This is a genomic window from Serratia sp. CY32780, assembly GCF_052169135.1.
Lineage (GTDB): Bacteria > Pseudomonadota > Gammaproteobacteria > Enterobacterales > Enterobacteriaceae > Serratia > Serratia sarumanii.
The window spans coordinates 282,370-308,599 of the sequence record NZ_JBJNLI010000002.1; the positions used below are offsets into that span (position 1 = coordinate 282,370).

Annotated in this window: 25 protein-coding genes; 7 read left to right on the forward strand and 18 right to left on the reverse strand. The window is 62.6% G+C overall.

What is annotated here, in order from left to right; genetic code table 11:
- The first annotated feature begins 36 nt into the window (after positions 1–36).
- Positions 37–843: an alpha/beta hydrolase gene (locus ACJ8HH_RS14865; RefSeq protein WP_060428710.1), complete on the forward strand. Its 807-nt coding sequence runs from the start codon at positions 37–39 to the stop codon at positions 841–843.
- 39 nt (positions 844–882) lie between these two features.
- Here the strand turns inward: ACJ8HH_RS14865 and ACJ8HH_RS14870 are convergent, their stop codons facing one another.
- From ACJ8HH_RS14870 to ACJ8HH_RS14880, 3 genes are all read right to left on the reverse strand, one after another.
- The gene (locus ACJ8HH_RS14870) at positions 883–1,248 is read right to left on the reverse strand and encodes a cupin domain-containing protein (RefSeq protein WP_019454941.1); all 366 of its coding nucleotides are present in this window, start codon (positions 1,246–1,248) and stop codon (positions 883–885) included.
- An 18-nt stretch (positions 1,249–1,266) separates the two neighbouring features.
- Positions 1,267–2,568 (reverse strand): NAD(P)/FAD-dependent oxidoreductase, encoded by a 1,302-nt coding sequence (locus tag ACJ8HH_RS14875; RefSeq protein WP_049194537.1) that lies wholly within the window; start codon positions 2,566–2,568, stop codon positions 1,267–1,269.
- 101 nt (positions 2,569–2,669) lie between these two features.
- The gene (locus ACJ8HH_RS14880) at positions 2,670–3,428 is read right to left on the reverse strand and encodes a helix-turn-helix transcriptional regulator (RefSeq protein WP_043148191.1); all 759 of its coding nucleotides are present in this window, start codon (positions 3,426–3,428) and stop codon (positions 2,670–2,672) included.
- A gap of 229 nt (positions 3,429–3,657) precedes the next feature.
- Between ACJ8HH_RS14880 and ACJ8HH_RS14885 the strand changes: the two genes are divergently transcribed.
- Positions 3,658–4,785, forward strand: a complete 1,128-nt coding sequence (locus tag ACJ8HH_RS14885) for an iron-containing alcohol dehydrogenase (RefSeq protein WP_049194534.1) — start codon at positions 3,658–3,660, stop codon at positions 4,783–4,785.
- A gap of 257 nt (positions 4,786–5,042) precedes the next feature.
- Here ACJ8HH_RS14885 and ACJ8HH_RS14890 read toward each other — a convergent pair whose 3' ends face one another.
- The gene (locus ACJ8HH_RS14890) at positions 5,043–5,972 is read right to left on the reverse strand and encodes a LysR family transcriptional regulator (RefSeq protein ID WP_033648549.1); all 930 of its coding nucleotides are present in this window, start codon (positions 5,970–5,972) and stop codon (positions 5,043–5,045) included.
- A gap of 135 nt (positions 5,973–6,107) precedes the next feature.
- Between ACJ8HH_RS14890 and ACJ8HH_RS14895 the strand changes: the two genes are divergently transcribed.
- From ACJ8HH_RS14895 to ACJ8HH_RS14910, 4 genes are all read left to right on the forward strand, one after another.
- On the forward strand, positions 6,108–7,448 hold the full coding sequence (locus tag ACJ8HH_RS14895; RefSeq protein ID WP_060451821.1) for an aspartate aminotransferase family protein: 1,341 nt from the start codon (positions 6,108–6,110) through the stop codon (positions 7,446–7,448).
- A gap of 10 nt (positions 7,449–7,458) precedes the next feature.
- Positions 7,459–8,967: a CoA-acylating methylmalonate-semialdehyde dehydrogenase gene (locus ACJ8HH_RS14900; protein ID WP_060451820.1), complete on the forward strand. Its 1,509-nt coding sequence runs from the start codon at positions 7,459–7,461 to the stop codon at positions 8,965–8,967.
- Positions 8,968–9,110: 143 nt separating this feature from the next.
- Positions 9,111–10,487, forward strand: a complete 1,377-nt coding sequence (locus ACJ8HH_RS14905; protein WP_060422582.1) for an APC family permease — start codon at positions 9,111–9,113, stop codon at positions 10,485–10,487.
- 2 nt (positions 10,488–10,489) lie between these two features.
- Positions 10,490–11,599: a DmpA family aminopeptidase gene (locus tag ACJ8HH_RS14910; RefSeq protein WP_060422584.1), complete on the forward strand. Its 1,110-nt coding sequence runs from the start codon at positions 10,490–10,492 to the stop codon at positions 11,597–11,599.
- Between the two features lie 37 nt (positions 11,600–11,636).
- On the opposite strand, the gene ACJ8HH_RS14915 is transcribed toward ACJ8HH_RS14910, so the two are convergent.
- The 10 genes from ACJ8HH_RS14915 to ACJ8HH_RS14960 all read right to left on the reverse strand — a co-directional run bounded on the left by ACJ8HH_RS14915 (position 11,637) and on the right by ACJ8HH_RS14960 (position 20,598).
- Positions 11,637–12,887 (reverse strand): phospholipase D-like domain-containing protein, encoded by a 1,251-nt coding sequence (locus ACJ8HH_RS14915; protein WP_060451819.1) that lies wholly within the window; start codon positions 12,885–12,887, stop codon positions 11,637–11,639.
- Positions 12,880–13,530 (reverse strand): MotA/TolQ/ExbB proton channel family protein, encoded by a 651-nt coding sequence (locus ACJ8HH_RS14920; RefSeq protein ID WP_049235387.1) that lies wholly within the window; start codon positions 13,528–13,530, stop codon positions 12,880–12,882. The genes ACJ8HH_RS14915 and ACJ8HH_RS14920 overlap by 8 nt, the downstream gene beginning before the upstream one ends.
- 45 nt (positions 13,531–13,575) lie before the next feature.
- Positions 13,576–15,819 (reverse strand): TonB-dependent receptor family protein, encoded by a 2,244-nt coding sequence (locus tag ACJ8HH_RS14925; RefSeq protein ID WP_033636947.1) that lies wholly within the window; start codon positions 15,817–15,819, stop codon positions 13,576–13,578.
- Between the two features lie 39 nt (positions 15,820–15,858).
- The gene (locus ACJ8HH_RS14930; RefSeq protein ID WP_060451818.1) at positions 15,859–16,605 is read right to left on the reverse strand and encodes an energy transducer TonB family protein; all 747 of its coding nucleotides are present in this window, start codon (positions 16,603–16,605) and stop codon (positions 15,859–15,861) included.
- 1 nt (position 16,606) lies between these two features.
- Complete coding sequence (locus ACJ8HH_RS14935; RefSeq protein WP_004933244.1) at positions 16,607–17,014, reverse strand: ExbD/TolR family protein; 408 nt, start codon at positions 17,012–17,014, stop codon at positions 16,607–16,609.
- 244 nt (positions 17,015–17,258) lie between these two features.
- Positions 17,259–17,582: a helix-turn-helix domain-containing protein gene (locus ACJ8HH_RS14940; protein ID WP_047569482.1), complete on the reverse strand. Its 324-nt coding sequence runs from the start codon at positions 17,580–17,582 to the stop codon at positions 17,259–17,261.
- The gene (locus tag ACJ8HH_RS14945; protein WP_071883888.1) at positions 17,545–17,925 is read right to left on the reverse strand and encodes a type II toxin-antitoxin system RelE/ParE family toxin; all 381 of its coding nucleotides are present in this window, start codon (positions 17,923–17,925) and stop codon (positions 17,545–17,547) included. The genes ACJ8HH_RS14940 and ACJ8HH_RS14945 overlap by 38 nt, the downstream gene beginning before the upstream one ends.
- A 255-nt stretch (positions 17,926–18,180) precedes the next feature.
- The gene (locus ACJ8HH_RS14950) at positions 18,181–19,101 is read right to left on the reverse strand and encodes a L,D-transpeptidase family protein (protein WP_025305160.1); all 921 of its coding nucleotides are present in this window, start codon (positions 19,099–19,101) and stop codon (positions 18,181–18,183) included.
- A gap of 233 nt (positions 19,102–19,334) precedes the next feature.
- Positions 19,335–20,210 (reverse strand): helix-turn-helix domain-containing protein, encoded by an 876-nt coding sequence (locus tag ACJ8HH_RS14955; protein WP_060451817.1) that lies wholly within the window; start codon positions 20,208–20,210, stop codon positions 19,335–19,337.
- Between the two features lie 10 nt (positions 20,211–20,220).
- Positions 20,221–20,598 (reverse strand): hypothetical protein, encoded by a 378-nt coding sequence (locus tag ACJ8HH_RS14960; RefSeq protein WP_049202336.1) that lies wholly within the window; start codon positions 20,596–20,598, stop codon positions 20,221–20,223.
- A gap of 120 nt (positions 20,599–20,718) precedes the next feature.
- On the opposite strand from ACJ8HH_RS14960, the gene ACJ8HH_RS14965 reads away from it, so the two are divergent.
- A complete protein-coding gene (locus tag ACJ8HH_RS14965) occupies positions 20,719–21,540 on the forward strand; it encodes an AraC family transcriptional regulator (protein ID WP_019453262.1) in 822 nt (273 codons plus the stop codon).
- 38 nt (positions 21,541–21,578) lie between these two features.
- On the opposite strand, the gene ACJ8HH_RS14970 is transcribed toward ACJ8HH_RS14965, so the two are convergent.
- From ACJ8HH_RS14970 to ACJ8HH_RS14985, 4 genes are all read right to left on the reverse strand, one after another.
- Entirely contained in the window at positions 21,579–22,715 is a 1,137-nt protein-coding gene (locus ACJ8HH_RS14970; protein WP_060451816.1) for a porin, read from the reverse strand.
- Positions 22,716–23,086: 371 nt separating this feature from the next.
- Entirely contained in the window at positions 23,087–23,857 is a 771-nt protein-coding gene (locus ACJ8HH_RS14975; protein WP_038878344.1) for a 3-hydroxybutyrate dehydrogenase, read from the reverse strand.
- A 12-nt stretch (positions 23,858–23,869) separates the two neighbouring features.
- Positions 23,870–25,261 carry a GntP family permease gene (locus ACJ8HH_RS14980; RefSeq protein WP_033651392.1) on the reverse strand — a complete coding sequence of 464 codons (1,392 nt, stop codon included), beginning with the start codon at positions 25,259–25,261 and terminating at the stop codon, positions 23,870–23,872.
- A gap of 45 nt (positions 25,262–25,306) precedes the next feature.
- Positions 25,307–26,230: a 3-hydroxyacyl-CoA dehydrogenase family protein gene (locus tag ACJ8HH_RS14985; protein ID WP_060451815.1), complete on the reverse strand. Its 924-nt coding sequence runs from the start codon at positions 26,228–26,230 to the stop codon at positions 25,307–25,309.

Consider the following 26,230-nt stretch of genomic DNA (forward strand, 5'->3'; position numbering starts at 1 on the left):
GCTGAAGGGCAACCCTACCACCATGAGAACAATAAGATGCCCGAACAAACCGTCAGCTTTATCAAAGGCCGTCACGGCGACATCGCCGTGCATGATTGGGGAAATGACCAGCCGCGCTATCTGGCGCTGCTGATACACGGCTACGGCGAGCATCTCGGCCGTTACCAATACGTGGCGCGCACGCTGCAGGCACAGGGCGCGCGGGTGTTCGGCCCCGACCATCTCGGCCACGGCCTGTCGCAGGGCGAACGCGTGCTGATCGAGGATTATGACGCCGCGGTCGACGACGTGCAGCGCGTGGTCAGCCATTTCCGGCAGCAATACCCCACCTTGCCGCTGGTGGTGATCGGCCACTCGATGGGCGGCATGATCGCCACCCGCTACGTGCAGCGCTACGGCGAGGAGGTGCGTGCGCTGGTGCTGTCCGGCCCGCTGCTTGGCGACAGAACGGCGATCTCCGATCTGGCCGAACTGCCGACGATCCCCGACGCGCCGCTGGATACCGCTACCCTGGCGCGCGATCCGGCGGTTGGCGCGGCGTATCAGGAAGATCCGCTGGTGTGGCACGGGCCGTTCAAGCGCCCCACCCTGCGCGCCATGCAGCGGATCCTCGCCGCCATCAACGCCGGGCCGGGCTTCGGCGCGCTGCCCACGCTGTGGATCCACGGCGACGACGATCGGCTGGTGCTGATGAGCGAAACGCAAACCGCGCTCGATCGTCTGCGCGGCGACGATTTCGAACGGATGATCAATGCGGGCGGGCGGCACGAGAGCTTTAACGAAACCAATAAGGATCGGATCCTCAAGCGGGTGACCGATTTTATTGCGCGGGCGTTAGGCTAAGGCGTTCCCCCTCAGCGGGCCGAGGGGGGCATGACGGCGTCAGCCCTCGACGATGGCGAGGTAGTGTTTGACGAAGCGATCCGAGGTGATGTCCCAGCGCACCGGGGTGCCTTTCTCGACGAACCAGGAATCGCCGGCCTGATACTGCACCGATTCGCCGGTGCGTTCGTTGGTCAGGGTCGCGCTGCCTTCCCACACCGTGGCGTGCTCGGCGAACGGATACTCCATCACGAAGCTGCCGCGGGTGCAGCTGAACACGCCGCAGTTCAGGTTGTCGGTCGGCTCGCCGAAGATGCTGGCCACGCCGACGGTCGGCGTGCCGGCGATCACCGTGGCGCCCAGGTTGCTGACGCTGCCGATCTCCAGCAGTTCCGGCAGCGGTTGTTTAAGCAGTAACGGTTTCATGTCATTCTCCTCTGAGGGTTAACGGCGGCCTTTCCAGTAGCCGGATGTCTGGTGCCAAACCTTACCGGCGGTGGTCATCACCCGCCGCAGCTTGTCCTTGCCGAAGATGTTGACGTGCGGGATCGAGCTCATCAGATCGTAGCGATCGGATCCTTCGCTCATGCCTTCCGCCAGCACCTTGCACACGATGTGGCTCGGCGTCACGCCAAAGCCGGAGTAGCCCTGCACGTAAAACACGTTGTCGCGATCCGGCAGCGTGCCGATCTGCGGGAACAGGTTGGCGCTGCAGCACAGCGGGCCGCCCCAGGCCAGATCGATCTTCACGTCTTTCAGGTACGGGAACACTTTCAGCATCAGGTTGCGGTTCCAGGCCTTGAGATCCGACGGGAAGTATTCGATCAGGCGGGTGGCGCTGCCGAACAGCAGCCGGTTTTCGTTGGTCACCCGGTAATAGTCGATCACCGGGCGGATGTCGCTGTAGGCGCCGCGGATCGGGCTGATCTGGCGGATCAGATCGTCAGACAGCGGCTCGGTGGCCAGCTGGAAGGCGTAGGTATTGATGGTCTTGCGATAAATCTGCGGCTCCATGCCGTTGAGGAAGCCGTTGCAGGCCCACAGCATCTTGTTGGCACGCACCGAGCCCATGGCGGTGCGCACCGTGATGCGCGGGCCATACTCCACGTTGAGCACGCTGCTGTTCTCGAAGATTTTCACCCCGTAGCCGCTCAGCGCCTTGGCCTCGCCCAGCAGCAGGTTGAGCGAATGCACGTGGCCGCCGCCCATGTGTTTCAGCGCGCAGCTGTAAGCGTCGGAGCCCACCACCTGCTTCACCTCCGCCCCGGTGTAGAGCTCAATCTCCTCCTGCGGCGCTACCGCCCTGAACTCCTTCAGCCAGCCGCGCAGGGTCTTCTCCTGGCGCGCATTGCTGCCGAGGTAGCCGTAGCCGAAACAGAAGTCGGCGTCGATGTCATATTTCTTGATGCGCTCGCGGATAATGCCGGCGCCGAGATTGCTGATTTTGAAGATGGTTTCCAGCCCGGCCGGGCCAACGTGGCGCTTGATCTTCTCCAGATCGTGGCCGATGCCGGCCATCACCTGGCCGCCGTTGCGCCCGGTGCCGCCGTAACCCAGATAGCGGCCTTCGAGAATGGCGATGTTGGTGATGCCCTTCTCCGCCAGCTCCAGCGCAGTGTTGATGCCGGAGAAGCCGCCGCCGATGATCACCACGTCGACGTCCAGATCCTCTTCCAGCGTCGGGAAGCGCAGATCGTATTTTTTGGTCGCCGCGTAGTAGGTTAAGGACTCGATTTCGTTGTTCACTGCCGCACTCCCGATTGCCTATGCCATGACATCGGATTATCGGGAGGCGGCAGCCGTGCCGCTATGTCCCCTTAGGGACATTCGCTACAAAAAATTAACATTCACGCGCTGCGGCGCTGCGGGGCGGTCAGCAGCAGGCTGAACAGTTCGGCCTGCGAGCCGATGTTCAGCTTGCCGTAGATGTTCTTGCGGTGATTTTTTACCGTGCCGAGGCTGATGAACAGCCGGTCGGCAATCTGCTGCGAACCGCAGCCGGCGAGGATAAGATCGACGATCTCGCGCTCGCGCGGCGTCAGCAGATAGCGCGCCTGCGCGCCATCGTCGTTCCCCGTGTCGGCCTCGGCCGGTGCCGCTACCACTTCGCCGTGCAGCCGCGCCACGCTTTTCACCAGCGTCAGCGCGCTGCGCAGATCCGCCCGCTGCGGGTAGCGCACCGCCACCGTGCGGCGCGCCGAGCCGAAGAACACCCCCAGCCCGCGCTCCGGCGTCAGCTGCAGCAGCACGCCGGCCTCGTCGTGCCAGCCGGTCTTGCGATAAAAATTACGGTAATAGTCGCTATGATAAAACCCGCAGGGCGCCAGCTGGCGCAGCGTGAGCACCTCGCCTGCGCCGCCGTCGTTCAGCGCACGGTAAAACGGATCCTGCAGATAGGCGCCCTGTTGGTAGAGCTGGTTGACCGCATCGCTGTTTTCCCGCTCGGTTTTGATCAGGCAGCGCGGCGGCCGGCCGCGTTCGAAGGCATAGACAATGGCGTTGTCGAAGGCGAAAAACCCTTCCAGCCAATTCAACAGGCTGGGATAAAAGCGCGGGCTGGCCACCGCATCGATCACCGCAGACAAGCGTTCAACCTGAATATCCATACCCGCCTCGCCATTATTAATACATTAACAATCTACCGATTTCGGATGGGGTTGGCCGCATGACGGCCAGTACTGTTAAAAAAAGCATCAGGCGCGCCGAAATGCAAGAACGCGATCGTTTACATGTTAAACAACTCACAAGTTGCCGCAGCGGGGAAAGCGGTGGCCGCTCTGCGCCCGCTGGCTTATGCTGTGGCATCGCGCCCTGCAACGCCGTCAAGGAGACCTCATGTCCGTCAGCCACATCATCGCCAACCGCCAGACCTGGTTCGGCCACGGCAGCATCCGGCAACTGCCGCCGCTGCTGCTTGCCGATCCGCAGCCAACGCTGCTGTTCAGCTGCCGATCTTTTCTCAACGGCCCGGTGTACGCCGGCCTGCGCGAATCGCTGGCGCCACTGTTCATCGGCACCGAGATCGTCAGCCACGAGGCGTCACCGCAGGAAATTGACGCCTGGGTGGCGCGCTGGCGCGGCCAAGCCCGGCGCGTGGTGGCCATCGGCGGCGGCAGCGTGCTGGACGCCGCCAAGGCGTTCTCCGCGCTGGTGGAGCATCCGCTGCCGACGCTGCGCTATATGGAAAAGGTGGGCGACAGCAAAATCAGCGGCGCCACCCTGCCGCTGATCGCCATTCCCACCACCGCCGGCACCGGCAGCGAGGTGACGCAGAACGCGGTGATCACCGACACTCAGGTCAGCAAAGTGAAGGCCTCGCTGCGCCACAATAACTTCGTGCCGCACACCGCCATTCTCGATCCGCAGCTGCTGGCGGGCGCGCCGGACAAGGTGCTGGCCTACTGCGCCATCGACGCCTTCACCCACCTGTTCGAGGCCTATCTGTCGAAAACCGCCGGCGCCATGACGCGCGACATGTCGCTGAGCGGCATCCGCCACTTCCTTGCGGCCTGGCCGGCGCTCAACCGCAGCGATGCGGCGCGCGAAGCGATTATGCAGGCTTCCTACCTCGGGGGGCTGACGCTGAGCGCCGCCGGGCTGGGGGTGATCCACGGCATCGCCGGCGAGATTGGCGCGCTGCGCGACTACCACCACGGCCAGGTCTGCGGCCGTCTGCTGCTGCCGTTCCTCGCCCTGTTGGAAAGCAGCGAACAGCCGCAGCAACGCGCGCTGATGGCCGAGCTGGCCGCGCGCCTGTATCCGCACTGGCAGGGCAGCCCGGAGAGCTACCTGACCGATTTCATCACCCGCCACGCCATCGCGCCGTTCTGGCGGGACGATTTGCCGATTTCCGGCCAGGAACTGGCGGTGGCGCTGGAGAAATCCAACAGCAAGAATTCCTGGATCGACTATGCGCCGGCGCAGCGGCAACGGATGATCGAAGAGGCGTTTCGCGTCGAATGACTATTTCTACCCTAAATAGTTGGAGCGGCATCCCGGCGGCAAGAGGCGGCTCGCCAGAGCTTACTCAAGTCAGTGACTGGCGTACGCACTCGCAGCCAACACAGATGCAGTTTCAAGTATGACGGGTATAATCAGATCAACGCACTAGCAGGAGTAAGGAAATGGGCATCATCGGCTGGATCTTCGCCGGCATCGCGGTCGGCATCCTGGTCGGCGCGCTGATCAAAATCTTCGGCAAGAAGAAAGAGCAGTAAGCGTCACGCTGTTCCGTGGGCCGCCAGCAGGCACTCATGGAACAGCTTCACCACCCGCTGCGGCACCGGCGAGCGGCGCAGCACGCTGGAGTATTCGCAGTGATAGCGGAACAGCGCCGGTTTGATCGCCCGCATCAGGTTCTGCGCCACGAAAAACGCCGCGTAGTGATCCGGCAAAAAGCCGACGTATTTGCCGGAGAGGATCAGCGTGGCGATCGACTCCTGCGCGAACCCCGTCGCCTTGCGATGCAAATGTTGCTGCAGGCTCAGTTCCATATTCGGCGAATGGTAGCCTAATCCAGCGAAGGCATAATTGTGCAGCAGATCCCAATTTAATGTTTCATGGGGGGCGGAAAATAATTCATGCTGCGCGCCGCAATATAAGAACATCCTCTCACTGAATAACGAATGATAAGATAAACTTTCCGCGCTGCGGTGCATGGGAATAACGCCAACCTGAAATTGCCCGTCAATTACGCCGCGTTCAATGGTATTAATCGGCTCCACGTACATTTGCAAAGAAACCTCCGGCGCGCGCTCGCTGAATAACGCGATGGCTCGGCCGATCTGCGCCTGCGGATTGCTGACCGTATGGTCGAATATCGCCACGTGCAGCTGCCCGCCCAGGCGCTGGTGTACCTCGTCCACCCCGCGCCGGAACGCCTCGGTGGCCGCCAGCAGGTTGACGGTTTCCTGGTAGATAAGCAGCCCCTCGTCGGTGACCGCAAAGCCCTCGCGCCCGCGCTGGCACAGCGTCAGGCCCAGCCGCTGCTCCAGATCCTTGATGTGTTTGCTGATGGTCGACAGGCTGATGTTCAGCTCCAGTTCGGCGGCGCTCATGCCGCCGCAGTCGACCACGGCCTTGAATACCCGCAGCAAACGCAGATCCATATCCGACAATTGCCCTAACAGCGCGCGCTTTTTTACTTGCATAAAACCTTAAGTAAGTTTCGACATATGATTATTCACAGTAGAGAACAAGCGGTACATAGTCAATTTCGCACAACAATTCGTTAACAACTCGGTTTATTTCATTAATCGCTCTTATTTTCCTGTTCGGAGGAAAACATGGCCGCTGAAAATCACCCGCTAAATAGTCTCGATGCCGAAGGGTTAGAGGCCCATTGGATGCCTTTTACCGGCAACCGTAATTTTAAAGCGCAGCCGCGCATCATTACTCAAGCCGCGGGGACGTATTACACCAGCCATGACGGCAGAAAGATTTTCGACGGCCTGTCCGGATTATGGTGTTGCGGATTGGGGCACGGCCGGCAGGAAATCACCGACGCCGCCCAGCGCCAGCTGGCGACGCTGGATTACTCGCCGGCGTTTCAGTTCGGCCACCCGCTGTCGTTCGAACTGGCCAACAAGATCAAGGCACTGACGCCGGCGGGGCTGGATTACGTATTCTTCACCGGCTCCGGATCGGAAGCGGCGGACACCTCGCTGAAAATGGCGCGCGCTTACTGGCGCGCCAAAGGCCAGGCGGGCAAAACCTGCTTTATCGGCCGGGAAAAGGGCTATCACGGCGTTAACTTCGGCGGCATCTCGGTCGGCGGCATCGCCGGCAACCGCAAAACGTTCGGCGCCGGCGCCGAGGCGGACCACCTGCCGCATACCCTGCTGGCCGGCAACGCCTTTTCGCGCGGCATGCCGCAACAGGGGGCGGAGCTGGCGGAAGAGCTCAACCGCATCATCGCGCTGCGCGACGCCTCAACGATCGCCGCGGTGATCGTCGAACCCTTCTCCGGCTCCGCCGGGGTGATCGTGCCGCCGGTCGGCTACCTGCAGCGCCTGCGCGAAATCTGTACCCAGCATGACATCCTGCTGATCTTCGACGAAGTGATCACCGCCTTCGGCCGCTGCGGCGCGATGACCGGCGCCGAGGCGTTCGGCGTCACGCCGGACATCATGAACATCGCCAAACAGGTGACCAACGGCGCGCAGCCGATGGGCGCAGTGGTGGTGCGGCCGGAGATCTACCACACCTTCATGAACGGCGGCGAGCCGGACTACCAGCTCGAATTCCCGCACGGCTACACCTACTCCGCCCACCCGGTCAGCTGCGCGGTCGCGCTGGCGACGCTGGACATCCTGCAGCGCGAACAGATGGTGGAGCGCGTACAGGCGCTGGCGCCCTACTTCGAGCGCGCGGTGCACAGCCTGCAGGGAGCCAAACACGTCGCCGACATTCGCAACATCGGCCTGGCGGCCGGCATTACGCTGGCGGCGCGGCCGGGCGAACCGGCGCGGCGCCCCTTCGAGGCGGCGATGCGTTGCTGGGAAAGCGGATTTTACGTGCGCTACGGCGGCGACACCCTGCAGCTGGCGCCGCCGTTCATCAGCAGCGAAGCGCAGATCGATGCGCTGATCAACGCCGTGGGCGACGCCCTCAACGCCACCGAATAAGGAGAGAGCCATGACCATTACCCATTGGATCAACGGCGAGCCCGCCGCTGGCGGCGAACGCAGCCAGCCGGTTTACGACCCGGCCACCGGCCAATCGGCGCAGGAGGTGCAGCTGGCCGACCGCGCCACGGTGGAGCGCGCCATCGCCGCCGCCGAACAGGCCTATCCCGCCTGGCGCGACACCCCGCCGCTGAAGCGCGCGCGCATCATGATGAAGCTCAAGGATCTGCTGGAGCAGCACGCCGATGCCATCTGCCAACTGATCACCGCCGAGCACGGCAAGGTGCTCAGCGACGCCCTGGGCGAACTGCAGCGCGGCATCGAGAATATCGAATACGCCGGCTATGTGCCGGAACTGCTGAAGGGCGAACACAGCAAAGAGGCCGGCCCGGGCATCGACAGCTGGAGCGAGTTTCAGCCGCTGGGGGTGGTGGCGGGCATCACGCCGTTCAACTTCCCGGCGATGGTGCCGCTGTGGATGTGGCCGATGGCGGTCGCCTGCGGCAACACCTTCGTGCTGAAGCCTTCCGAGCGCGTGCCTTCTGCCGCGCTGTATATCGCGCGGCTGGCGACGGAGGCCGGGCTGCCGCCGGGGGTGCTCAACGTGGTCAACGGCGATCGCGAAGCGGTGGAGACGCTGCTGCATGACGGGCGCGTGAAGGCGATCAGTTTCGTCGGTTCGACGCCGGTGGCGGAGCACATCTATCACACCGGCTGCGCGCAGAACAAACGGGTGCAGGCGTTGGGCGGCGCCAAGAACCACGCGGTGGTGCTGCCGGACGCCGATATCCCTGGTGCGGTCGGCGCGCTGATGGGCGCGGCCTTCGGCTCCTGCGGCCAGCGTTGCATGGCCATCCCGCTGGTGGTGGCGGTGGGCGACGGCACCGCCGAAGCGCTGATCGCCGGGCTGCGGCAACAGATGGCCGCCATGCGCGTCGGCCCCGGCAACGACAACCACAACGACATGGGGCCGCTGGTGACCCAACAGCATTATCAGAAGGTGAAAGGCTATATCGATCAGGGCGTAGCCGAAGGCGCCGAGCTGCTGGTGGACGGGCGCGAGCTGAGCGTGATCGGCGCAGACGGCCGCCCCAGCCAGGGCTATTTCCTCGGCCCGACGCTGTTCGATCGCGTGACGCCCGGCATGCGCATCTACCAGGAAGAGATCTTCGGCCCGGTGCTCGGCGTGGTGCGCGCGGCGTCGCTGCCGGAGGCGATGGCCTTGATCGACGCCCACGAATACGGCAACGGCACCTGTCTGTTCACCCGCGACGGCGAGGCGGCGCGCTACTTCTCCAGCCGCATTCAGGTCGGCATGGTGGGGATCAACGTGGCGCTGCCGGTGCCGGTGGCCTACCACTCGTTCGGCGGCTGGAAGCGCTCGCTGTTCGGCGATCTGCACGCCTACGGCCCGGACGCCGTCAGGTTCTACACCAAACGCAAGACCGTGACCCAGCGCTGGCCGTCCTCCGGCGATGCCCGGCGCGCCAGCTTCAGCTTCCCGTCGGGGCAGGGGTAATCCCAGCATAACGAAAAGTCCCTTCCGGGGAAGTTCGCTTCCCCGGTATTTCCACGCGCTCCATTTCATCTTTACGCAGGACAACAGAGTCGCCCTTCTGGCGGCAACAACAATTCACCCAAGCGTTAATGGAGTAGTTCCCAATGAAAGAGTCCGCCCCTGAACACACCTTCAAAGGCAATCTCAGCGTCCTCGACGTGGTGATGATCACCGCGTCCGGCGTGACGCCGGCCAGTTCGATCTTCGTTATCGCGCCGCTGGCGATCGCCAACGCCGGCAGCGGCGCCTTTCTGTCGTTTCTGATCGCCGCCTGCGTCGCCGCCGCCATCGCGCTGTGCTATGCCGAACTCGGCGCCGCACACCCCAGCGCAGGCGGCGAATACAGCATCATCAAGCGCCTGTTCGGCACCCTGTGCGGGTTGCAGACCTATCTGTTTATCCTCAGCGCCTCGCTGTTCGTGCCGGCGGTGCTGGCCACCGGCGCGGTGCCCTACCTGAACACCGCGCTGGGCACCCAGTTCGACGCCTCGACCGCCGGCATGCTCACCGTGCTGGTCGGCGGCATCTGCGCCATTTTCAACATCAAGGCCAACGCCCTGCTGACCGGCGCCTTTCTGGTGGTGGAAGTGGCGGTGCTGGCGCTGATCGCCTGGCTCGGCTTCAGCCACCCGCATCAGAGCACGGAGATCCTCACCGCGCCGGTGATGCTGGACGCGCAGGGCAGCCTGGCGCCGGTGTCGCTGCCGCTGATCGTCGCCATGGTCGGGGTCGCGCTGTTCTCCTACAACGGCTACGGCGCGGCGGTGTACATGGCGGAAGACATGCGCGAACAGGGCAGACCGATGGCGATCGCGATCATGCTGACGCTGTTCATCGTGGTGCTGGTGGAGCTGGTGCCGTTCACCGCCCTGCTGATCGGCTCGCCGTCGCTGACGGAGATGGCCAAACAGGCCGATCCGGTCGGCTATGTGGTCACCCAGCTCGGCGGCCCGACGCTGGCGCGGGTGGTAAGCGGCGCGATTTATCTGTCGGTGTTCAACGCCATCATCGCCATCGTGGCGCAGTTCAGCCGCATGATGTTTGCCAGCGGGCGTGACGGTTTCTGGCTGCCGGCGTTTAACCGGGCGCTGAAAATCATCCACCCGCGCTTCGGCACTCCCTGGATCGCCACCCTGCTGTTCGGCGTGCCGTCGGCGCTGCTGGCGTTTTGCTCCGATCTCGAATCGCTGACCTCGTTCACCGTGATCCTGCTGCTGCTGGTGTACATCATCATGGCGGTGGCGGCGCTGATCAGCCGCCGTCGCCGCCACTTCCACCACCCGTACCTGATGCCGCTGTGGCCGCTGCCGGTGGTGGTGGCGCTGCTGTGCTGCCTGTACGTGCTGTGGACGATTTTGATCGCCAGCAGCCTGAAAGACTTTATTATCATTGCCGGCATCATCGGCTTCGGGCTGGCGCTGAACCATCTGCGCGGCCGCCAACCGGCGCCCCTCGCCGCCCCCTCAATAGAAGGAGAATAACCATGACGCAGCGCGCTCAGGATCTGGGCATTATCATCGGACAGGGCACGCCCGGCCCGCTGAACGCCATCACCGACGTGCCCGGCGTGCGCGTCGGCCATGCCAGCATCCATGCCGATTTGGCGGACGGACGCAGCGTGCACACCGGCGTGACGGTGATCGAACCGCGCCCCGGTTCCGCGCGCCACGCGCCCTGCTTCGCCGGGGTGCACGTGCTGAACGGCAACGGCGACGCCACCGGCCTGGAATGGGTGCGCGAAGCGGGCCTGCTGACCAGCCCGATCGCCTTCACCAACACTCACAGCGTGGGCGTGGTGCGCGATGCGCTGATCGCGCTGGAGCGTGAAACGCTGCCCGCGGGCGATAACGCGGTGTATTGGAATATGCCGGTGGTGATGGAAACCTTCGACGGCCTGCTCAACGACATCAACGGCTTTCACGTCAAGGCTGAGCACGTGCGCCAGGCGCAGCAGGCGGCCCGGGGCGGCTTGCCGCAGGAGGGCGCGGTCGGCGGCGGCAGCGGCATGATCTGCCATGAATTCAAAGGCGGCAGCGGCACCGCGTCGCGCCGCTTGCCCGCCGATCAGGGCGGCTGGACGGTGGGCGCCATCGTGCAGGCCAACCACGGCAAGCGCGAGTCGCTGCTGGTCGGCGGTTACCCGGTAGGCCGGCATCTGGGGCATCTCCCCTCGCCGTTCACGCCGCAGTTGCCGCATCCCGGCATGGGCTCCATCGTGGTGGCGCTGGCGACCGACGCGCCGCTGCTGCCGCACCAGTGTGCGCGGCTGGCGCAGCGCGCCAGCATCGGCATCGCCCGCACCGGCGGCGGCACCGAGGATTCGAGCGGCGACATTTTCATCGCCTTCGCTACCGGCAACGACGGCCTGCCGCCCGCCGACTACGCCAACAAAGGCGCCTTCACCACGCCGCTGCGCATGGTGAACAACGACTATATTTCGGCGCTGTTCGCCGCCGCGGCGGAAGCGGTGGAAGAAGCGATCGTGAATGCGTTGCTGGCGGCCAATACCGTCAGCGGCAACGGCCACCGGGCGGAAGGGTTGAGCGCCGAGCAGTTGGTGACGGCGCTGGAGAAGGCCGGCTGGCGGCGCTAAAAAACACAGGGCGCGGAGGTGAACCGCGCCCTGCTCATCAGGATTCTCCGCCCGGCTTGGGCGGCGGGTAGTCGTAATCCAGCCGCAACGGTTCGGCGTAGACGCTGTTCCACAGCTGTTGGTACAGCTTGTCCAACCGCCCGCTCATCGCCGCGCTGTGCATCACCAGCTCCAGATTGCGCGAGTTGTCCAGATAGCCGCCGGTCCAGTTGCTGGTGCCCACCCAGGCAATCTCATCGTCGATGGTCATCAGCTTGCTGTGGATGACGCGGGCGAACGGAATGAAGCCGCTGCTGGCCGGCGGAATGGTCACCACCTTGATCTGCACATTCGGCACCAGCGCCAGGCTCTTCAGCCAGGCAATATCCGGCTTTTTGGTGTTCCAGTTGGCCACCATCAGCTCGATCTGCACCCCGCGCGCCGCCGCGCTGCGCAGCGCGTTGTCGATCACCGCATAGAAGGGGCGGCTGCGTTCCGGGCCGAACGACAGCGGCGCGTAGTCCATCACCTGCACCCGCACCCGCCGCTTGGCGCCGGCCAGCAGGCGCGGCAGCTCGGCCTGTGAGTCAATCACCCCCGCCGGGTTGTAGGCGCGCGGGCTGGCCGCCAGATAGTTGCCCTGCGGCTGCGCCGTCGGCGGCGAATCGGGCAGCGCCGGCACCGGCTTATCCTGCGCCAACAGCGCCTGCGCCTGCCAATCCTGCTCGAAGATCGCCTGGATCTGCCCCACCACCTTGGCGTCGCTGATGCGCAGCCCGGTTTCGTGAATGTGTTCCAGCGCACGCCAGTCGAAGTTCTGGCTGCCGACGAACGCCTGCTCGCCGTCCACCAGCAGATATTTGGCGTGCAGAATGCCGCCGCTCAGCTTCTGGTAAGGAATGATGCGCAGCTCCAGATTGGGGATCGCCTTCAGCTGTTCCAGCGTCTCGGCGGTAGACATGCGAAGGCCCTTCTCTTCCAGCAAAAAGCGGATTTTCACCCCGCGTTCGCCGGCCGCCTTCAGGTGCTGCAGCACGCCGTCCAGCAGCGAACCGTCCTGATTCGCCACGTAGAACTGCCCCAGATCGATGCGGGTTTTCGCCGCGTCGAACATCTCGCGCCACACCTCGGCGGTGTTACGCAGATCGTCGGCCTGCAGCGCGGTTTCCACCGGTGCGGTGTACACCAGCTCATAGCCGGGAATAGCAAAACGCGCCGCGGCGCTCTGGCTCAACATCAACAAACAACCGCCCCACAATGCCGTATAAAGGCGGCCGCGCGGCCGCCGTACTGGATGGCCATTAGGCATAGCGCGGCGCCCCGCTGTCAACCCATTGTTCGCCGCTGCCGCTCTCCGGGCGGCTGGCCGGTTGGCCGGCGCGGATCAGCAGCACCTTCAGCAGTTCGTTGATGCGCTCCATGCGGCTCTGCAGGAAGTTGTTGGCCACCAGGCACAGCAGCGCGATGGCGATGCCGAGGCCAGTGGCGTACAGCGCGGTGCCCATCCCGGCCGACACCAGGCTCGGCTCGGACACCCCCGAGGCGGCCAGCGCCTTGAAGGTTTCGATGATCCCCATCACCGTGCCCAGCAGCCCCAGCAGCGGCGCGGCGGTGACCACGGTTTCCAGCAGCCACAGGCCGCGCGCCATCGGCGGCTTGCTCAGCAGGTACTGGGCGTCGATCAGATCGCCGATCGCCTCGCGGTCACCGGCGTGGTGTTTCTGCGCCAGTACCGGCGCGATCACCGACATCGGCAGGCTATTGCGCTGGGTCAGCTCGTCCGGCAGATCGGCGGCGCGGCGCACGTCCGGCGTCAGCGCCTGCTCCAGCCGGCGCGCCTGGCGCTGGGTGTAGGCGAAGTACAGCGTGCGTTCGATGATGATCACCAGCGCAATCGCCAGCGCGGCGTACATCACGTAGAAAATAATGTCGTGCAACAGATTGGCGTCCATACAGGGGTCCTCTTCCCCGCGCCCGGCAGGCGGCGGGGCATTCAGTTAAAAGGTGGCTTCCAGCGAGACGCTGAAGGTGCGTTCTTCGCCGACGTTGTAATACGGCGTGCTGGCCCTCACGCCGCCGTAAGGCGCCGCGTTGAAGGTGGTGGTGCGCACCGAGGTCAGGTATTCCTTGTCAAACAGGTTGCTGATGCCAAAACGCAGCGCGGCGCTTTTGACGATTTTCTTGTCCACCGGCAGATGCACCCCCGCCGCCAGATCGAACACCGTGCGGCCGCCGATCTTCTCGTCGTTGGTCAGATCGCCGTAGAACGCACTGACGTACTTGCCGCTGACGCTGCCGTAATACAGCCCGTCGTCATAACCCAGCGTCATGTTCAGCAGGTTTTTCGGCACGTTCGGCACCTCTTTGCCGGAAGTCGGCAGCGGCAGCCCGCCGTTGCTGACGATGTCGTTCTTCTGCTTCGATTCGGTGTAGGTATACGAGGTGTAGTAGTTGAAGTTATGCGGCAGTTGGCCGCTCCACTCCAGCTCCAGCCCTTTGTTCTCCACGTTGCCGATGTTCATCATCTCGTAGTCGCCGGCCGCGTTGGTGGTGGAGATTTGGCGATCGCTGTAGCGCATGTAGAACAGCGTGGCGCTCAGCAGCATGTCCTCTTGCTGGAAACGCCAGCCCAGTTCGTGGTTCCAGCTCAGTTCCGGCTTGGTGCTGAGCGAGTCGCCGACGTTGTACAGCACGTAGTTTGGCGGCGTGCGCATGTTGCGCGTCAGGTTGTAGAACACCTGGTTTTCCTGATTCACCTTATAGCTGGCGCTGAAGTTCGGCAGGAATTCATGATAGGTGGCTTTGCGCTTCTCCGGCACGTTGTACAGGCTACCGCGGTTGTCCCCTTTGCGCTCCACATACTGATAGGCCAGGCCACCGACGAAGGTCCAGTCCGGCGTGGCGAACCAGGTATCCTGCAGCCACACCTTCTGCGCCGGGGTGATGGTGTACTGGTTGCGCCCCTGCACCGTATTGCCGTTGGCGTCCTTCACCTGATCGGAGCCGCCAGGTTTTCCCCAAATCTGCGCCGGGTTGCCGTCGTCCTTGATGCTGATGAACGGCTGGGTTTGCAGCTGGCGCGCACGCTCATACCAGTAGCCGATATCCAGGCTGTGCTGCTCGTTGATGTCCCACTTCAGCTTGGTGGTGATGCCCGGCCGCCAGGTTTGGGTCCACGACGGGCGGTAATAGGTGTTGGACTGCAGGTTGCTGAGGTCATACTGCCCGGCTCTGTCCGACGTGCTGGACAATACCGAGGCCGTCTGGCCGTTGAAACTGCCGCCGTTGCCCCAGTAGTAATACGGCTGCAGGGTCAGCGACAGGTCGTCGCGCAGCTGCAGTTTCTGGGTGAACGATAGCGTGAAGTTCTCGAACGGGTTGCGTTCGATCTTGTAATACTTGTTCAACTGCCCTTTGCTGTTGTACTCCGGCGTGGTGGCGTAATCGGTACCACGCCCATCGTTTTGGAACTGCGCCTTGCTCAGGGTGTTGTAGTTGGTGTTGTTCTGGCGGTTGTACTTCATCACCAGATTGCTGCTGTTGCCGTTGCCGTCTTCATACAGCGAGTTCATCTCGAACTTGTCGGAGTACAGGCGCCCTTCGCCGCGCCACTTCTTCGCCTCGGTGTGCGAATAAGATATCCAGTTGCTGAAACCGTTGTATTCGCCGGTCTCCAGACGGGCGAAGGTTTTGCTCAGGTTATTGCTGCCCAGCGTCTGTTTGAGGAAACCGCCGAAGTCTTTCGCCGGGCGGCGCGTCACCAGGCCGATGTTGCCGCCGCTCGAGCCGATGTGCGGGCCGTCCGCTTCGGAGGAGCCCTGGGTGACGAACACCTCTTCCAGGTTCTCCGCATCGCCCAGCAGGTTCGGGTATACCGCGTAGTTGCCGGAGTCGTTGATCGGGATGCCGTCCATCGACAGGCCGATCTGATCCGAGTTCATGCCGCGCATGGTGTAGTCCACGCCGCTCAGGCCGCTGGCGTCGTTGCTGTTGACGTTCAGGCCCGGCGTGTATTTCAGCTTATCGATGGCGTTGGCCGCCGACGGCATTTTGTCCATCGCTTCTTTGGTGACGGTGGAGCGCGCCTTGGCGCTGTCATCCTGCACCATCATGCCGCCGCCGAGCGACTGCCCCTTGACGCTGATGGTGCCGACATCGGTGGCGTCGGCCGCCAGCGCGGCGCCCGGCAGCATCGCCGACATCACCGCCAGATAGATCCCAGAACGATTAAACGATTTCATTGTGTGCATCCCATAAAAATCAAACGGTTAACCCTTGCGCTAAGGCGCCTGATAATTGAACGTCGCGGTAAATCTTTTGGTTGTTTGCCCGGCGAACGCCTCGCTCGGGAACGGCTTCACTGAACTGATGCTTTGCAGGCTGCTCATCGCCGCGCGATTCAGCAGCATGTTGGCGGCTTTGTTGGCGATGCCGGAAGAGAGCACCCGGCCGCTGCGATCGACCTCCAGCCACACTTCGACGTTGCCCTGCGGGCGCTCGAGCGAGGCCTGCCGCCCGCTTGGGTAGCGCTTGCGCTGTTCCAGCTCGCGGCGCAAGGCCAGCAGATAGCCGTTTTCGATCGCCTGCGCATTCACCTTCGGCGCCGCCGGGGCGGCCGGTGCGGGCTGCGCCGCCGGTTTGCTGACCAGCGCGCGCGGGGCGGCGGGCGCCGGCGTCGGTTTAGGTTTCTCTACCGGTTTAGCTTTCTCTTTCACCGGTTTGGGTTTGGGCTTCGGCTGCGGTTTCGGCACCGGCTTGGCTTCCACGATCGGCTCCGGCGCCGGCACTACCGGTTCGGGGATCGGCTCCGGCTCGGGCGGCGGCGGTTCTGGCTGAGGCTCCGGCGGCGTTTCCGGTTGAGGTTCAGGCGCCGGTTCAGGCTCCACCAGCGCCAGTTCGATGGCGGTTTCGTCGTAGCGCGGCTGGATCTTCAGCGCCGCCTGCTGGCTGGCGAACAGCAGGCAACCGGCGACAATCAGCGCCGGCAACCAGCTGAAAAGATGACGTGAGCGATAGAGCAGATACATGTCACAGCTTCCGTGTCGCGATGGAGACGGAGAAGAAACCGCCCTGGCGCAGGTTGTCCATCACCGCCACCAGCCGCTCGACCGCCACGCCCTTGTCGCTGTTGACGATGATGGTGGTGGTCTGGTTGGCCTGCTGCTGTTGCTTCAGCGTGTTGACCAGCGCGTCGAGCGCGATCGGCTGGCCATCCAGCTGCAGCTGTTCGTCGGCCCCCAGCGTGATGATCGCTTTCTTCTGCGGTTTCAGTTGCTGCGCGCTGCCGGCGGACGGCAGCTGCGTTTTCAACCCGAGCGCAGGAATGACGTTCAGGCTAATCAAGACGAAAAACACCAATAAAAACATCATCACGTCGATCATCGGGATCAGTTCGATGTGCGCTTTGTTCTTTTTCGGTTCGTTCCAGTTACGCATGACACTCCCTCCCAAAAGCGAAGCAGCCAATATAGGAGGGGTTTGTTTACCTTTTGTTACGCTTGTGTGATCTTATTTTCACAGTGTGGATTTTTTGCGAGAATTTTTTCAATGGCATGGGATAACGAGAGAGATATAACTTATTAATTAGCTATAGTTTTTATTGGAATAATTGCGAGGTGGGCATTTCAGAGAACCAAAGCCAGAGGGGATAATGTGATAATAGTGACAGCCCAGACGGTCACTACAACAAGACCTCAAGCCCGTGCTTGCGTACGATCGAAAGCAGCTTAAGCGACACGCCGCCCGGCCGTTTCACCCCCGTCTCCCATTTCTGTATGGTCGACACGCTGGTATTCAGATAACGGGCAAAAACCGGTTGGCTTAAACGTAACTGCTCGCGCAACGCTTTGATCTCCTGGGGCTGCAACATCTCGACCGGCGCAAGGCAAGACTCATCAAAACTGCGTAGGGTTTCCAGAGAAATGGCGCCAGCACGATGCAATCCTTCAGCGGCGCTGTGAATCGCCTCAAAGGCCTGACTCCGAAACGTTTTTTCCTGCTTCATGGCAAATCTCCATCCATTCTTTTTTCACAACCAGGGACTCGACCTGGTCGTCGCTCAACGCGCCAAACTGCATGGCTAACTTGCGAAAAGCGTGTAATTCTGCCCCTGTAATATTGGTCTGGGCCTGCTTGGCAAACAAAAAAACAAACACCCAGTGCCGACCATTTTTCGCTAATACCAACGCGCGGTCGCGATTATGATTAAGACGTTTTTTAAATACGCCACCGCCTAAATCTGTAGCCAAACCCCGTTGCACGTCTTTTACTGCCCGACACAACGCCTTATCGGTGATGCCGTGAGCACGAGCTTTCCTGCTAAACCAACAAGTTTTAAATGTACGCATTGCGATGGGCTTCCCGTAAAAACGTAGCACTTAGTGAGACACTTTTCCAGTGCATTCCTCCCCGCCAGCATCGCTTTAAACATTGATGACGACCACCATGAGAAACCCGATTTGCATGATGACGCGCATAATGACTTCTTTCAGTGCAACGTTGAGGGCATCATTGCGCACGCACACGCAACAGCATGTTTTACGGGCATAAAAGAAGACGCCCGCAGGCGTCTTTTTGGCATTTTCACTGAGGCCGGAAGGCGATCAGTTCACTTTCACCGGCATACCGGAACGGGCCTTGATCGCCGCGTCCACTTCGCTCTGGTTGACGCCGGCGTCCATCAGCACTTTGCCGACCGGCGCGGAGATGGTCAGCGGCACCGGATCTTTGGATTGCAGCTGCTCTTCGTTGGCCGACAGCGGGTTGTGCACTTCCACGTAGCGCGAGCCGTCCGGTTCGACGGTGGCTTTCATCGGTTCGTTGATGAACTGCACGCGGGTGCCGACCGGCACGTTCTCGAACAGGTACTTGATGTCGTCGGCGCGCAGACGCACGCAGCCGTGGCTCACGCGCAGGCCGATGCCGAAGTTGGCGTTGGTGCCGTGGATGGCGTACAGGCGGCCGACATACAGCGCATACAGCCCCATCGGGTTGTCCGGGCCGGCCGGGAACACCGCAGGCAGGATCTCGCCGTCGGCCGCGTACTCGGCGCGCATCTTGGCGGTCGGCGTCCAGGTCGGGCCGTCTTTCTTGCGCTGCACGGTGGTGGTCCAGTTCAGCGGGGTGTCTTTACCCAGCTGGCCGATACCGATCGGCAGCACCACCACGGTGTTGGAGCCTTTCGGGTAGTAGTACAGACGCATTTCGGCGCTGTTGATGATGATGCCTTCACGCGGCGCGTCCGGCAGGATCAGCTGCTGCGGGATGGTCAGGGTGCTGCCGGCCTTCGGCAGGAACGGATCCACGCCCGGGTTGGCCTCCAGCATGTTGCTCAGCCCCATCTGATACTGGGCGGCGAAGCTTTCCAGCGGCAGTTTGCTGTCTTCCGGTACGGTGATTTGGATATTTTCGCCCACCAAACGGCTGTCTTTTGGCGGCAGCGGGTAAACGACGGCGAAGGCAGCCTGGCTGAATGCAACCAGTGCCGTAAACAGGGTTAATAACGCGCGAATGCTCATTTTCATCTTCGTGTTGGTCAAGGCCACTGGCGATTAGGAGGATCGGTTTCTACGGCCACTTTGACCCCGATGGGTTTCAGCCGGCAGCCAAGCGCTGCGGCCTGAAATACAGGGAGGGGATTTGACCGGATGCGCATTATATGTGCACATCAATCAAAGTGTGAACCATTACCGATGTAATATCGCAATTTTTTGTAACCTGAAGCGCCACGAAGGCGATTTTTTGCGAGAACCGCCGCCTAACCGGCGGCGGCCAACGCTTCTACCCGCCGGATCGGGATCAGATATTCGCAGCGGATCGCCGCGCCGCCAAGCGGGCAGCGGCCCTCCTGCGCCGGGTAGAAAAGCTCGATATCCTGCCCCGGCCGACGGATGGCGTTCATCTGCGGCATCGCGGTGTCGTACAGCCGCACGATAAAGTTTTGTAACCCTTCCGCCTGCCCTTGATAGGTGAAACGGGCATACTCCCCCTGTTCGATAATCACCCGCTCCCCCATCGCCCCTTCGTCCGGCAGAGCGGCGGTATAGGCCATGCGCGGATTACCCCGGCGTTGCCTGTCGACCTCCAGACTGGTGAGGCCGTATACCACCTCCGGCAGCGCCTGCGGCTGCAGCAGCTGCCGCCAGGCGTGGCGGCGCAGCTCGCACTTGGAGGCCGCCAGCTGCCCCAGCGTAAAGCTGCGGCGCTGGGTGTTGCCCACCAGCTGCATGGCGGGCAGCGTCACGATGTCGGCCTGCGGCAACGGCGTTTCGGTCAGCCGCAGCGGCGGCTGCAGGCCGTAGCTCGACCAATCCTGGCTGCGGCGATAGCTGGCCGGCGGCAGACCGAACTGTTTGCGGAAGCAACGGGTGAAGGTCTGCTGCGAATCAAACTGGTAAGTATCAGCGATGCAGGCCACGCTGGTGCCGGTCAGGCGCAGTTCGCGCGCGGCGGCGGTCAGCCTTCTGCGGCGGGCGTAAGTGCCGAGAATATGGCCGGTATGTTGCTTGAACATCCGCTGCAAATGCCACTTGGAGTAGCCGGACTTGGCGGCAATGTCGTCCAGCGTCAGCGGCTGATCCAGGCTCTGCTCGATCCAGGCCAGCAGCTGTTCAATCACCTGTTGCTGGTGCATGGTATTCCCCTTATTTTAACAATAATGTCTGCGCCAATACCCGCCCTGCGGCTTCATCGGCGGCCACCAGCACCGGATAGCCCCAGAACTTGGCGCCGTATTCGGCGAATTCTTCCGCCGCCGCGCGTTTGGCGTCGTCCGGTTCCAGCATGATCATGCCTTTCACCCACAGCTTCAGCGCCTCACGGTTATCGCGCTTCCACAGCGCGACCTGGGTGCGGGCATCGCGGTCATGTTCTTGTTCTTCATCGCCGACGCTGCGGTCGGTCATCAGGACAAAGGGTTCGGCGCGCGCCAGCAGCGCGCTGAATTCGGCCAGTTCGGCCTGGGTATCGCGCCCGTTTTGGCGCATCCATACCAGCGGAAAATCGGCGGTATCCAATGACATAATCAGTTTCCTCAGGAAATGGTTTAGGACTGGCGCTTACTTTATCGGCACCGGCGCTAGACCACATTGCGCAATCAGGACATAATACTTTTCAATTCCGCCAAATTGAGAATTGTTCTCATGAAAGTACAGATCCCCCGCCACTGTCTGGATATCGATCAGGTGCCGCGCCCGCTGTTTGCCCTGCAAGGTTCGACCCTCGAGCAGGACTGGGAAGTCGAGCCGCACCGCCATCAGAAGGCGCAGCTGATCTACACGGTACGCGGCATGATCCGCTGCGAAGTGGAAAACGGGCTGTGGCTGGTGCCGCCGCAGTGCGCGCTGTGGATGCCGGGCAACGTGTTGCACAACGCTCAGGGCGCCGGCTCCACCGAGGCCTACTGCCTGTTCGTCGATCAACATGCCGCCGCCGGTCTGCCGCAAAACTGCTGCACGCTGTCGGTCTCGCCGCTGCTGCGCGAGCTGCTGCTGCAGGCCAGCACCTTCGAGCCGCTCTACGACGAACAGGGCGCCGAAGGGCGCCTGACGGCGGTATTGCTGGACCAGCTGGCGGCCGCGCCGATCGAGAACCTGCATCTGCCGGTGTCCGACGACGCGCGCATTCGGCAGTTGACCGAAGGCATGCTGAGCAGCCCGGCGGACAAATCCACCCTCGGGCAGTGGGCGCAGCGCATCGGCATGAGCGAGCGCTCCCTCAGCCGCACCTTGCAACAGCAGATGGGCATGAGCTTCGGCCACTGGCGGCGCCAGCTGCACGTGATGCTGGCGCTGCAGCGCCTGACGCAGGGCGAGAGCGTACAGACGGTGGCGCTGGATCTGGGCTACGAGAGCGCCAGCGGCTTCGTCACCATGTTCAGAAAGGCGGTAGGCAAACCGCCGGCGCGCTACCTGGCGGAGCGAAACGCCTCTGGAGAGACCCTGGGCGGCGCAATTACCATGTGAAAAAGCCGGCGCAGGCGCCGGCTTGAAGCAGGTGAGAATCAGAAGTCGTAGAACACCGTAATCCAGGTGGAGTCCGGCTCGTCGTCGCTGCTGTTGGCCAGCGTGCGCTCCACATACACCGACAGTCCGTAACCGATGGTGGTGCCCGCGCCGAGGTAAACGTGGTTGGCGTGATACGCCTCGTCACCCTTCAGCCGCAGCGAGTCCGCCGCCACGTAAGGCTGGATCGATTTGAGGAACGGCTTGTCGATATTGAAGGTGTAACCGACGAAGCCTTCCAGCCCGTAGCCGTCACCGGCGAAGAAGTGCGACAGCGTGCGCTGGCGGGTGCTTGGCACATAGTCTTTGTAGTAGCTGGCGGTGCCGACGATGTACCAGTTGTTCGGCTGCCAGGTCAACGCGGTGCCGGACAGCTGCTGGTGATAATCCTTTTCGCTGTACAGATTGTCTTTGATCTTCGCGTCGGTATAACTGTAGGCCGCGCTGAAGGTGAAATCTTTCGTCACCTTGTAATCGAAGCCCAACCCGCCCCCGCCCTTGCGGCGATAAATCAGGTTATCCGCGGTGTGCAGATCGTCTTCCGGCAATAAATAGTTGGCATACAGCGTTACCGGCCCGAAATCATTGGTGTACTTGATGCTGTTTTTCGGTTTATTGCCGCCGTCGTAGTCGCCGGAAATACCGATGCCGGTGCCGCCCGCATGGCCATCGTTATCCCAGACGTCGCTTTTGATGCCGACCACTGAATAATAGATGCCGTATTGATGGCCGTAGGTCAGGGTGCCGTAACGATCGTCTTTGAAACCGGCGTACAGCTGGCGCTGATAGTCGCGCTTGCCGTCTTCGTTATAGTGCCCGTCCCAGCTGAGCGCGTGCGCCAGATCGACGCCCCACTCGTAATAGCCGATGATCGAGGTATCCTGCGTCAGCGCATAGTCGCCGCTGAAGCGAAAACGCGTGCCGCCGTCGTGGCCGTTTTTGTCATAGCCCGGCTCCGGGCCGTTATTGAAGATCCACTCGGGGCGAATGCTGCCGCCCACTTTTATACTGAGCGGCGCCAGCAACACATTGCTCTGCGGGTTTTTATCCAGAATGGTGATCTCGGCCTGTGCGCCGGCGGATAACGCCGACAGCAAGACGCCGCCAATGAATATTGGCGTTGTATTTTTTCTCATTATTACCCCTGCCCGAAAAAATTATTGTTATAAACACGGTGGTCTTAAGCCACGCAGAAATAATTAACCGATGTGAACAGCGCACGCAAGATATAAAAATTCACGCCATAACCTGTCATTATTTCAGGTTGGATTTAATTTCAGCAAAAACGTGTTCATCTGTAACGCGAAGAAAAATAGTGTAATAACCGCAGCACAAAATAAACCAATCCGCACGTTTCACCCAAAATAAACCGGCGTGATTATCCGGGAATAAAAATAGCAAATAACAAATAAATATTATTGCCGCAGGTAAACCGTCACGCAGAGGAATTAACTCATGGCGGGAAATAACGACGGAGCGCGTTGCGCGCTCCGAGAGAGAGAATTCACTACTGCGCCAGCCAACCGCCGTCCATGTTCCAGGCGGCGCCGCGCACCTGCGCCGCCGCATCGCTGCACAGGAACAGCGCCAGCTCGCCGAGCTGCTCTGGCGTGACGAACGCTTGCGAAGGCTGCTTCTCCGCCAACAGCTCATCGCGCGCCCGCTGCGGGTCGGTCCCGGCGGCAATACGTTTGTCGATCTGCTGCTGCACCAGCGGCGTCAGCACCCAGCCGGGGCAAATGGCGTTGCAGGTGACGGGCGTGCGCGCGGTCTCCAGCGCCAGCGTCTTGGTCAGCCCCACCACGCCGTGCTTGGCCGCCACATAGGCCGACTTGTCTTTCGACGCCACCAGCCCGTGCACCGACGCCACGTTGATGATACGCCCCCAGTTGCGTTCGCGCATCCCCGGCAGCGCCAATCGGCAGGTGTGGAACACCGCCGACAGGTTGATGGCGAGGATGGCGTTCCATTTCTCCACCGGGAACTGATCCAGCGGCGCCACGTGCTGAATGCCGGCGTTGTTCACCAGAATGTCCACGCCGCCGAACTCGCGTTCGGCATACTGCATCATGTCCGCTATCTGGGCCGCATCGCCGAGATCGGCGCCGTGATACCCCGGCGCGGCGCCCAGCCGCGCGACCTGAGCTTGTGCCTGCTCCACGTCGCCGAAGCCGTTGAGGATCACGCGCGCGCCGGCGGCAGCCAACACGGACGCTATCCCGAGGCCGATGCCACTGGTCGAGCCGGTCACCAGCGCGGTTTTGCCTTGTACACTCATGGTATCGCTCCTTTAAACAATGCCGGTCAGGTAGAACACGCCGATCACGAACAGCACCGCGGCGCTCTTGATCAGGGTGATGGCGAAGATGCCGCCATAGGCCTGCCGGTGGCTGAGGCCGGTGATCGCCAGCAGGGTGATCACCGCACCGTTGTGCGGCAAGGTGTCCATGCCGCCGCTGGCCATCGAGGCCACCCGGTGCAGCACCTCCAGCGGAATCTGTGCCGCATGGGCGGCGGCGATAAAGCTGTCGGACATCGCCGCCAGCGCGATGCTCATACCGCCGGAAGCCGATCCGGTGATGCCGGCCAACAGGGTGACGCTGATCGCTTCGTTCAGCAGCGGGTTGGGGATCGCCGACAGCGCCTGCGACAGCACCAAAAAGCCCGGCAGCGCGGCGATCACCGCACCGAAGCCGTATTCGGAGGCGGTGTTCATCGCCGCCAGGATCGCGCCGCCGACCGCCGTCTTGCTGCCTTCCGCCAGCCGGCCGCGAATATTGCGAAAGCCGAACACCACCACCAGCAGAATACCCGACACCAGCGCCGCTTCCACCGCCCAGATGGCGGTGATCTTCGCCACGTCGGTGGTGATCGGCTTGGCCAGCCCCGGCAGCGTCAGCTCGTGGCTGGCGCCGTACCACTGCGGGATCCAATGGGTGAAGCCAAGGTTGAATACCCCGACCAAAATCAGCGGCAGGATGGCGATCAGCGGGTTCGGCAGGTTGATGTCGTCCGGGGTTTCCGGCTCGTTCAGCAGATCGGAGCCGTACCCTTCTCCCTTCAGCTGCGCCTTGCGCCGCTGGCGTTCAAGATACAGCAGACCGACCGCGATGATGAACAGCGAGCCGATCAGCCCCAGCCACGGCGCGGCCCAGGCATTGGTGCCGAAGAAGCTGGTCGGGATGATGTTTTGGATCTGCGGCGTGCCCGGCAAGGCGTCCATGGTGAAGGAGAAGGCGCCGAGCGCCACGGTGGCCGGGATCAGCCGCTTGGGGATACCGCTCTGGCGGAACAGCTCGGCGGCGAACGGATAGACCGCGAACGCCACCACGAACAGCGACACCCCGCCGTAGGTCAGCAGCGCGCACACCAGCACGATCACCGGAATGGCGTGACGCCGGCCGAGAATGCGGATCGCCGCCGCGACGATCGAACGGGAGAAGCCGGACAGCTCGATCAGCTTGCCGAACACCGCCCCCAGCAGGAACACCGGGAAGTAGAGCTTCACGAAGCCGACCATCTTCTCCATAAACAGCCCGGTGAAAGTCGGCGCCACCGCGCCGGGATCGGTCAACAGCACCGCGCCCAGCGCGGCGATCGGGGCGAACAAAATCACGCTGTAGCCGCGATAGGCGGCCAGCATCAGTAATCCCAGTGCTGCCAGGGCAATCAAAACGCTCATCGGTCACCTCAGTATCGTTGTTATTGTCAGGTACGGAGTGCGAAATTACGGTTTCAGCGCAAAGCGCAGCTGATGCGCCCGTCGCCGTTGAATGCGTTCCCTGCGTGCGTCATCCCAAAGATAAAATCCCCGGCCGCTGCGCTGGCCGGTATCGCCGCGCTGCAGCCGCTGTTCCACCAACGCCATCATCTCGTCGCCGGTCGCCAGTTCAGGGAACAGGTGGCGAGCGATGTCCGCCACCGTCGGCAGCCCGGTCATGTCAGCGGCCTCCAGCGGGCCGACCATGGCGTAGCGCCGCCCCAGCGAGGCGCGCATCACCTGATCCACCACCTCGGCGCTGGCGATGCCGCTGTGGACGATGTGCAGCGCCTCGCGCAGCACCGCAAACTGCAGCCGGTTGCCGACAAACCCCGGCGCGGCGCGCTCCAGCAGCACCGCCTCCAGCGCCATCCCGCCGAGCAGCGCCTGCACCGCCGCCAGATGGCGCGGATCGGTGGCGCGACCGGGCACGATCTCCACCAGCGGGATCAGGTGCGGCGGGTGCCAGAAGTGGGCGATCAGCAGGCGCTGCGGGTGGGTCATGCGCGCCGCCAGCTCGTCCGGCGGCAGGCCGCTGGTGTTGCTGGCAATCACCGCGTCGTCGGCGATCAGCCCTTCCAACTGCTCATACAGCGCGTGCTTCAGCTCGAGCCGTTCCGGGATCGCCTCAATAAGCAGCCGGGCGCGCGCCACGTCGTTCAGCTCGCCGGTCACGCGCAGGCGCGCCAGCGCCGCGTCGCGCTCATCGTTATCAAACTGCCCGACGTCGCTCAGCTCGGCCAGAATGCCGCTCGCCACCGCCGGCGCCTCCACCCGGCGCTGCGGATCCGGGTCATACAGCAGCACCTCATGGCCGTGGCGAATAAAGTGGGTGGCGATGCCCACCCCCATCAATCCGGCGCCCAGTACCGCATAATCAGATGACTGCAT

Excerpts from the sequence above, each read along its gene's own strand:
- ACJ8HH_RS14895 (WP_060451821.1), top strand. The coding sequence starts at position 6,108 with ATGGCCGCTGAAAATCACCCGCTAAATAGTCTCGATGCCGAAGGGTTA.
- ACJ8HH_RS14985 (WP_060451815.1), bottom strand. The coding sequence starts at position 26,230 with ATGCAGTCATCTGATTATGCGGTACTGGGCGCCGGATTGATGGGGGTG.
- ACJ8HH_RS14880 (WP_043148191.1), bottom strand. The coding sequence starts at position 3,428 with ATGGATATTCAGGTTGAACGCTTGTCTGCGGTGATCGATGCGGTGGCC.
- ACJ8HH_RS14940 (WP_047569482.1), bottom strand. The coding sequence starts at position 17,582 with ATGAAGCAGGAAAAAACGTTTCGGAGTCAGGCCTTTGAGGCGATTCAC.
- ACJ8HH_RS14910 (WP_060422584.1), top strand. The coding sequence starts at position 10,490 with ATGACGCAGCGCGCTCAGGATCTGGGCATTATCATCGGACAGGGCACG.
- ACJ8HH_RS14980 (WP_033651392.1), bottom strand. The coding sequence starts at position 25,261 with ATGAGCGTTTTGATTGCCCTGGCAGCACTGGGATTACTGATGCTGGCC.
- ACJ8HH_RS14870 (WP_019454941.1), bottom strand. The coding sequence starts at position 1,248 with ATGAAACCGTTACTGCTTAAACAACCGCTGCCGGAACTGCTGGAGATC.
- ACJ8HH_RS14920 (WP_049235387.1), bottom strand. The coding sequence starts at position 13,530 with ATGGACGCCAATCTGTTGCACGACATTATTTTCTACGTGATGTACGCC.
- ACJ8HH_RS14905 (WP_060422582.1), top strand. The coding sequence starts at position 9,111 with ATGAAAGAGTCCGCCCCTGAACACACCTTCAAAGGCAATCTCAGCGTC.
- ACJ8HH_RS14925 (WP_033636947.1), bottom strand. The coding sequence starts at position 15,819 with ATGAAATCGTTTAATCGTTCTGGGATCTATCTGGCGGTGATGTCGGCG.
- ACJ8HH_RS14890 (WP_033648549.1), bottom strand. The coding sequence starts at position 5,972 with ATGCAAGTAAAAAAGCGCGCGCTGTTAGGGCAATTGTCGGATATGGAT.
- ACJ8HH_RS14930 (WP_060451818.1), bottom strand. The coding sequence starts at position 16,605 with ATGTATCTGCTCTATCGCTCACGTCATCTTTTCAGCTGGTTGCCGGCG.
- ACJ8HH_RS14950 (WP_025305160.1), bottom strand. The coding sequence starts at position 19,101 with ATGAAAATGAGCATTCGCGCGTTATTAACCCTGTTTACGGCACTGGTT.
- ACJ8HH_RS14970 (WP_060451816.1), bottom strand. The coding sequence starts at position 22,715 with ATGAGAAAAAATACAACGCCAATATTCATTGGCGGCGTCTTGCTGTCG.
- ACJ8HH_RS14885 (WP_049194534.1), top strand. The coding sequence starts at position 3,658 with ATGTCCGTCAGCCACATCATCGCCAACCGCCAGACCTGGTTCGGCCAC.
- ACJ8HH_RS14865 (WP_060428710.1), top strand. The coding sequence starts at position 37 with ATGCCCGAACAAACCGTCAGCTTTATCAAAGGCCGTCACGGCGACATC.
- ACJ8HH_RS14965 (WP_019453262.1), top strand. The coding sequence starts at position 20,719 with ATGAAAGTACAGATCCCCCGCCACTGTCTGGATATCGATCAGGTGCCG.
- ACJ8HH_RS14955 (WP_060451817.1), bottom strand. The coding sequence starts at position 20,210 with ATGCACCAGCAACAGGTGATTGAACAGCTGCTGGCCTGGATCGAGCAG.
- ACJ8HH_RS14960 (WP_049202336.1), bottom strand. The coding sequence starts at position 20,598 with ATGTCATTGGATACCGCCGATTTTCCGCTGGTATGGATGCGCCAAAAC.
- ACJ8HH_RS14900 (WP_060451820.1), top strand. The coding sequence starts at position 7,459 with ATGACCATTACCCATTGGATCAACGGCGAGCCCGCCGCTGGCGGCGAA.
- ACJ8HH_RS14915 (WP_060451819.1), bottom strand. The coding sequence starts at position 12,887 with ATGCCTAATGGCCATCCAGTACGGCGGCCGCGCGGCCGCCTTTATACG.
- ACJ8HH_RS14975 (WP_038878344.1), bottom strand. The coding sequence starts at position 23,857 with ATGAGTGTACAAGGCAAAACCGCGCTGGTGACCGGCTCGACCAGTGGC.
- ACJ8HH_RS14935 (WP_004933244.1), bottom strand. The coding sequence starts at position 17,014 with ATGCGTAACTGGAACGAACCGAAAAAGAACAAAGCGCACATCGAACTG.
- ACJ8HH_RS14945 (WP_071883888.1), bottom strand. The coding sequence starts at position 17,925 with ATGCGTACATTTAAAACTTGTTGGTTTAGCAGGAAAGCTCGTGCTCAC.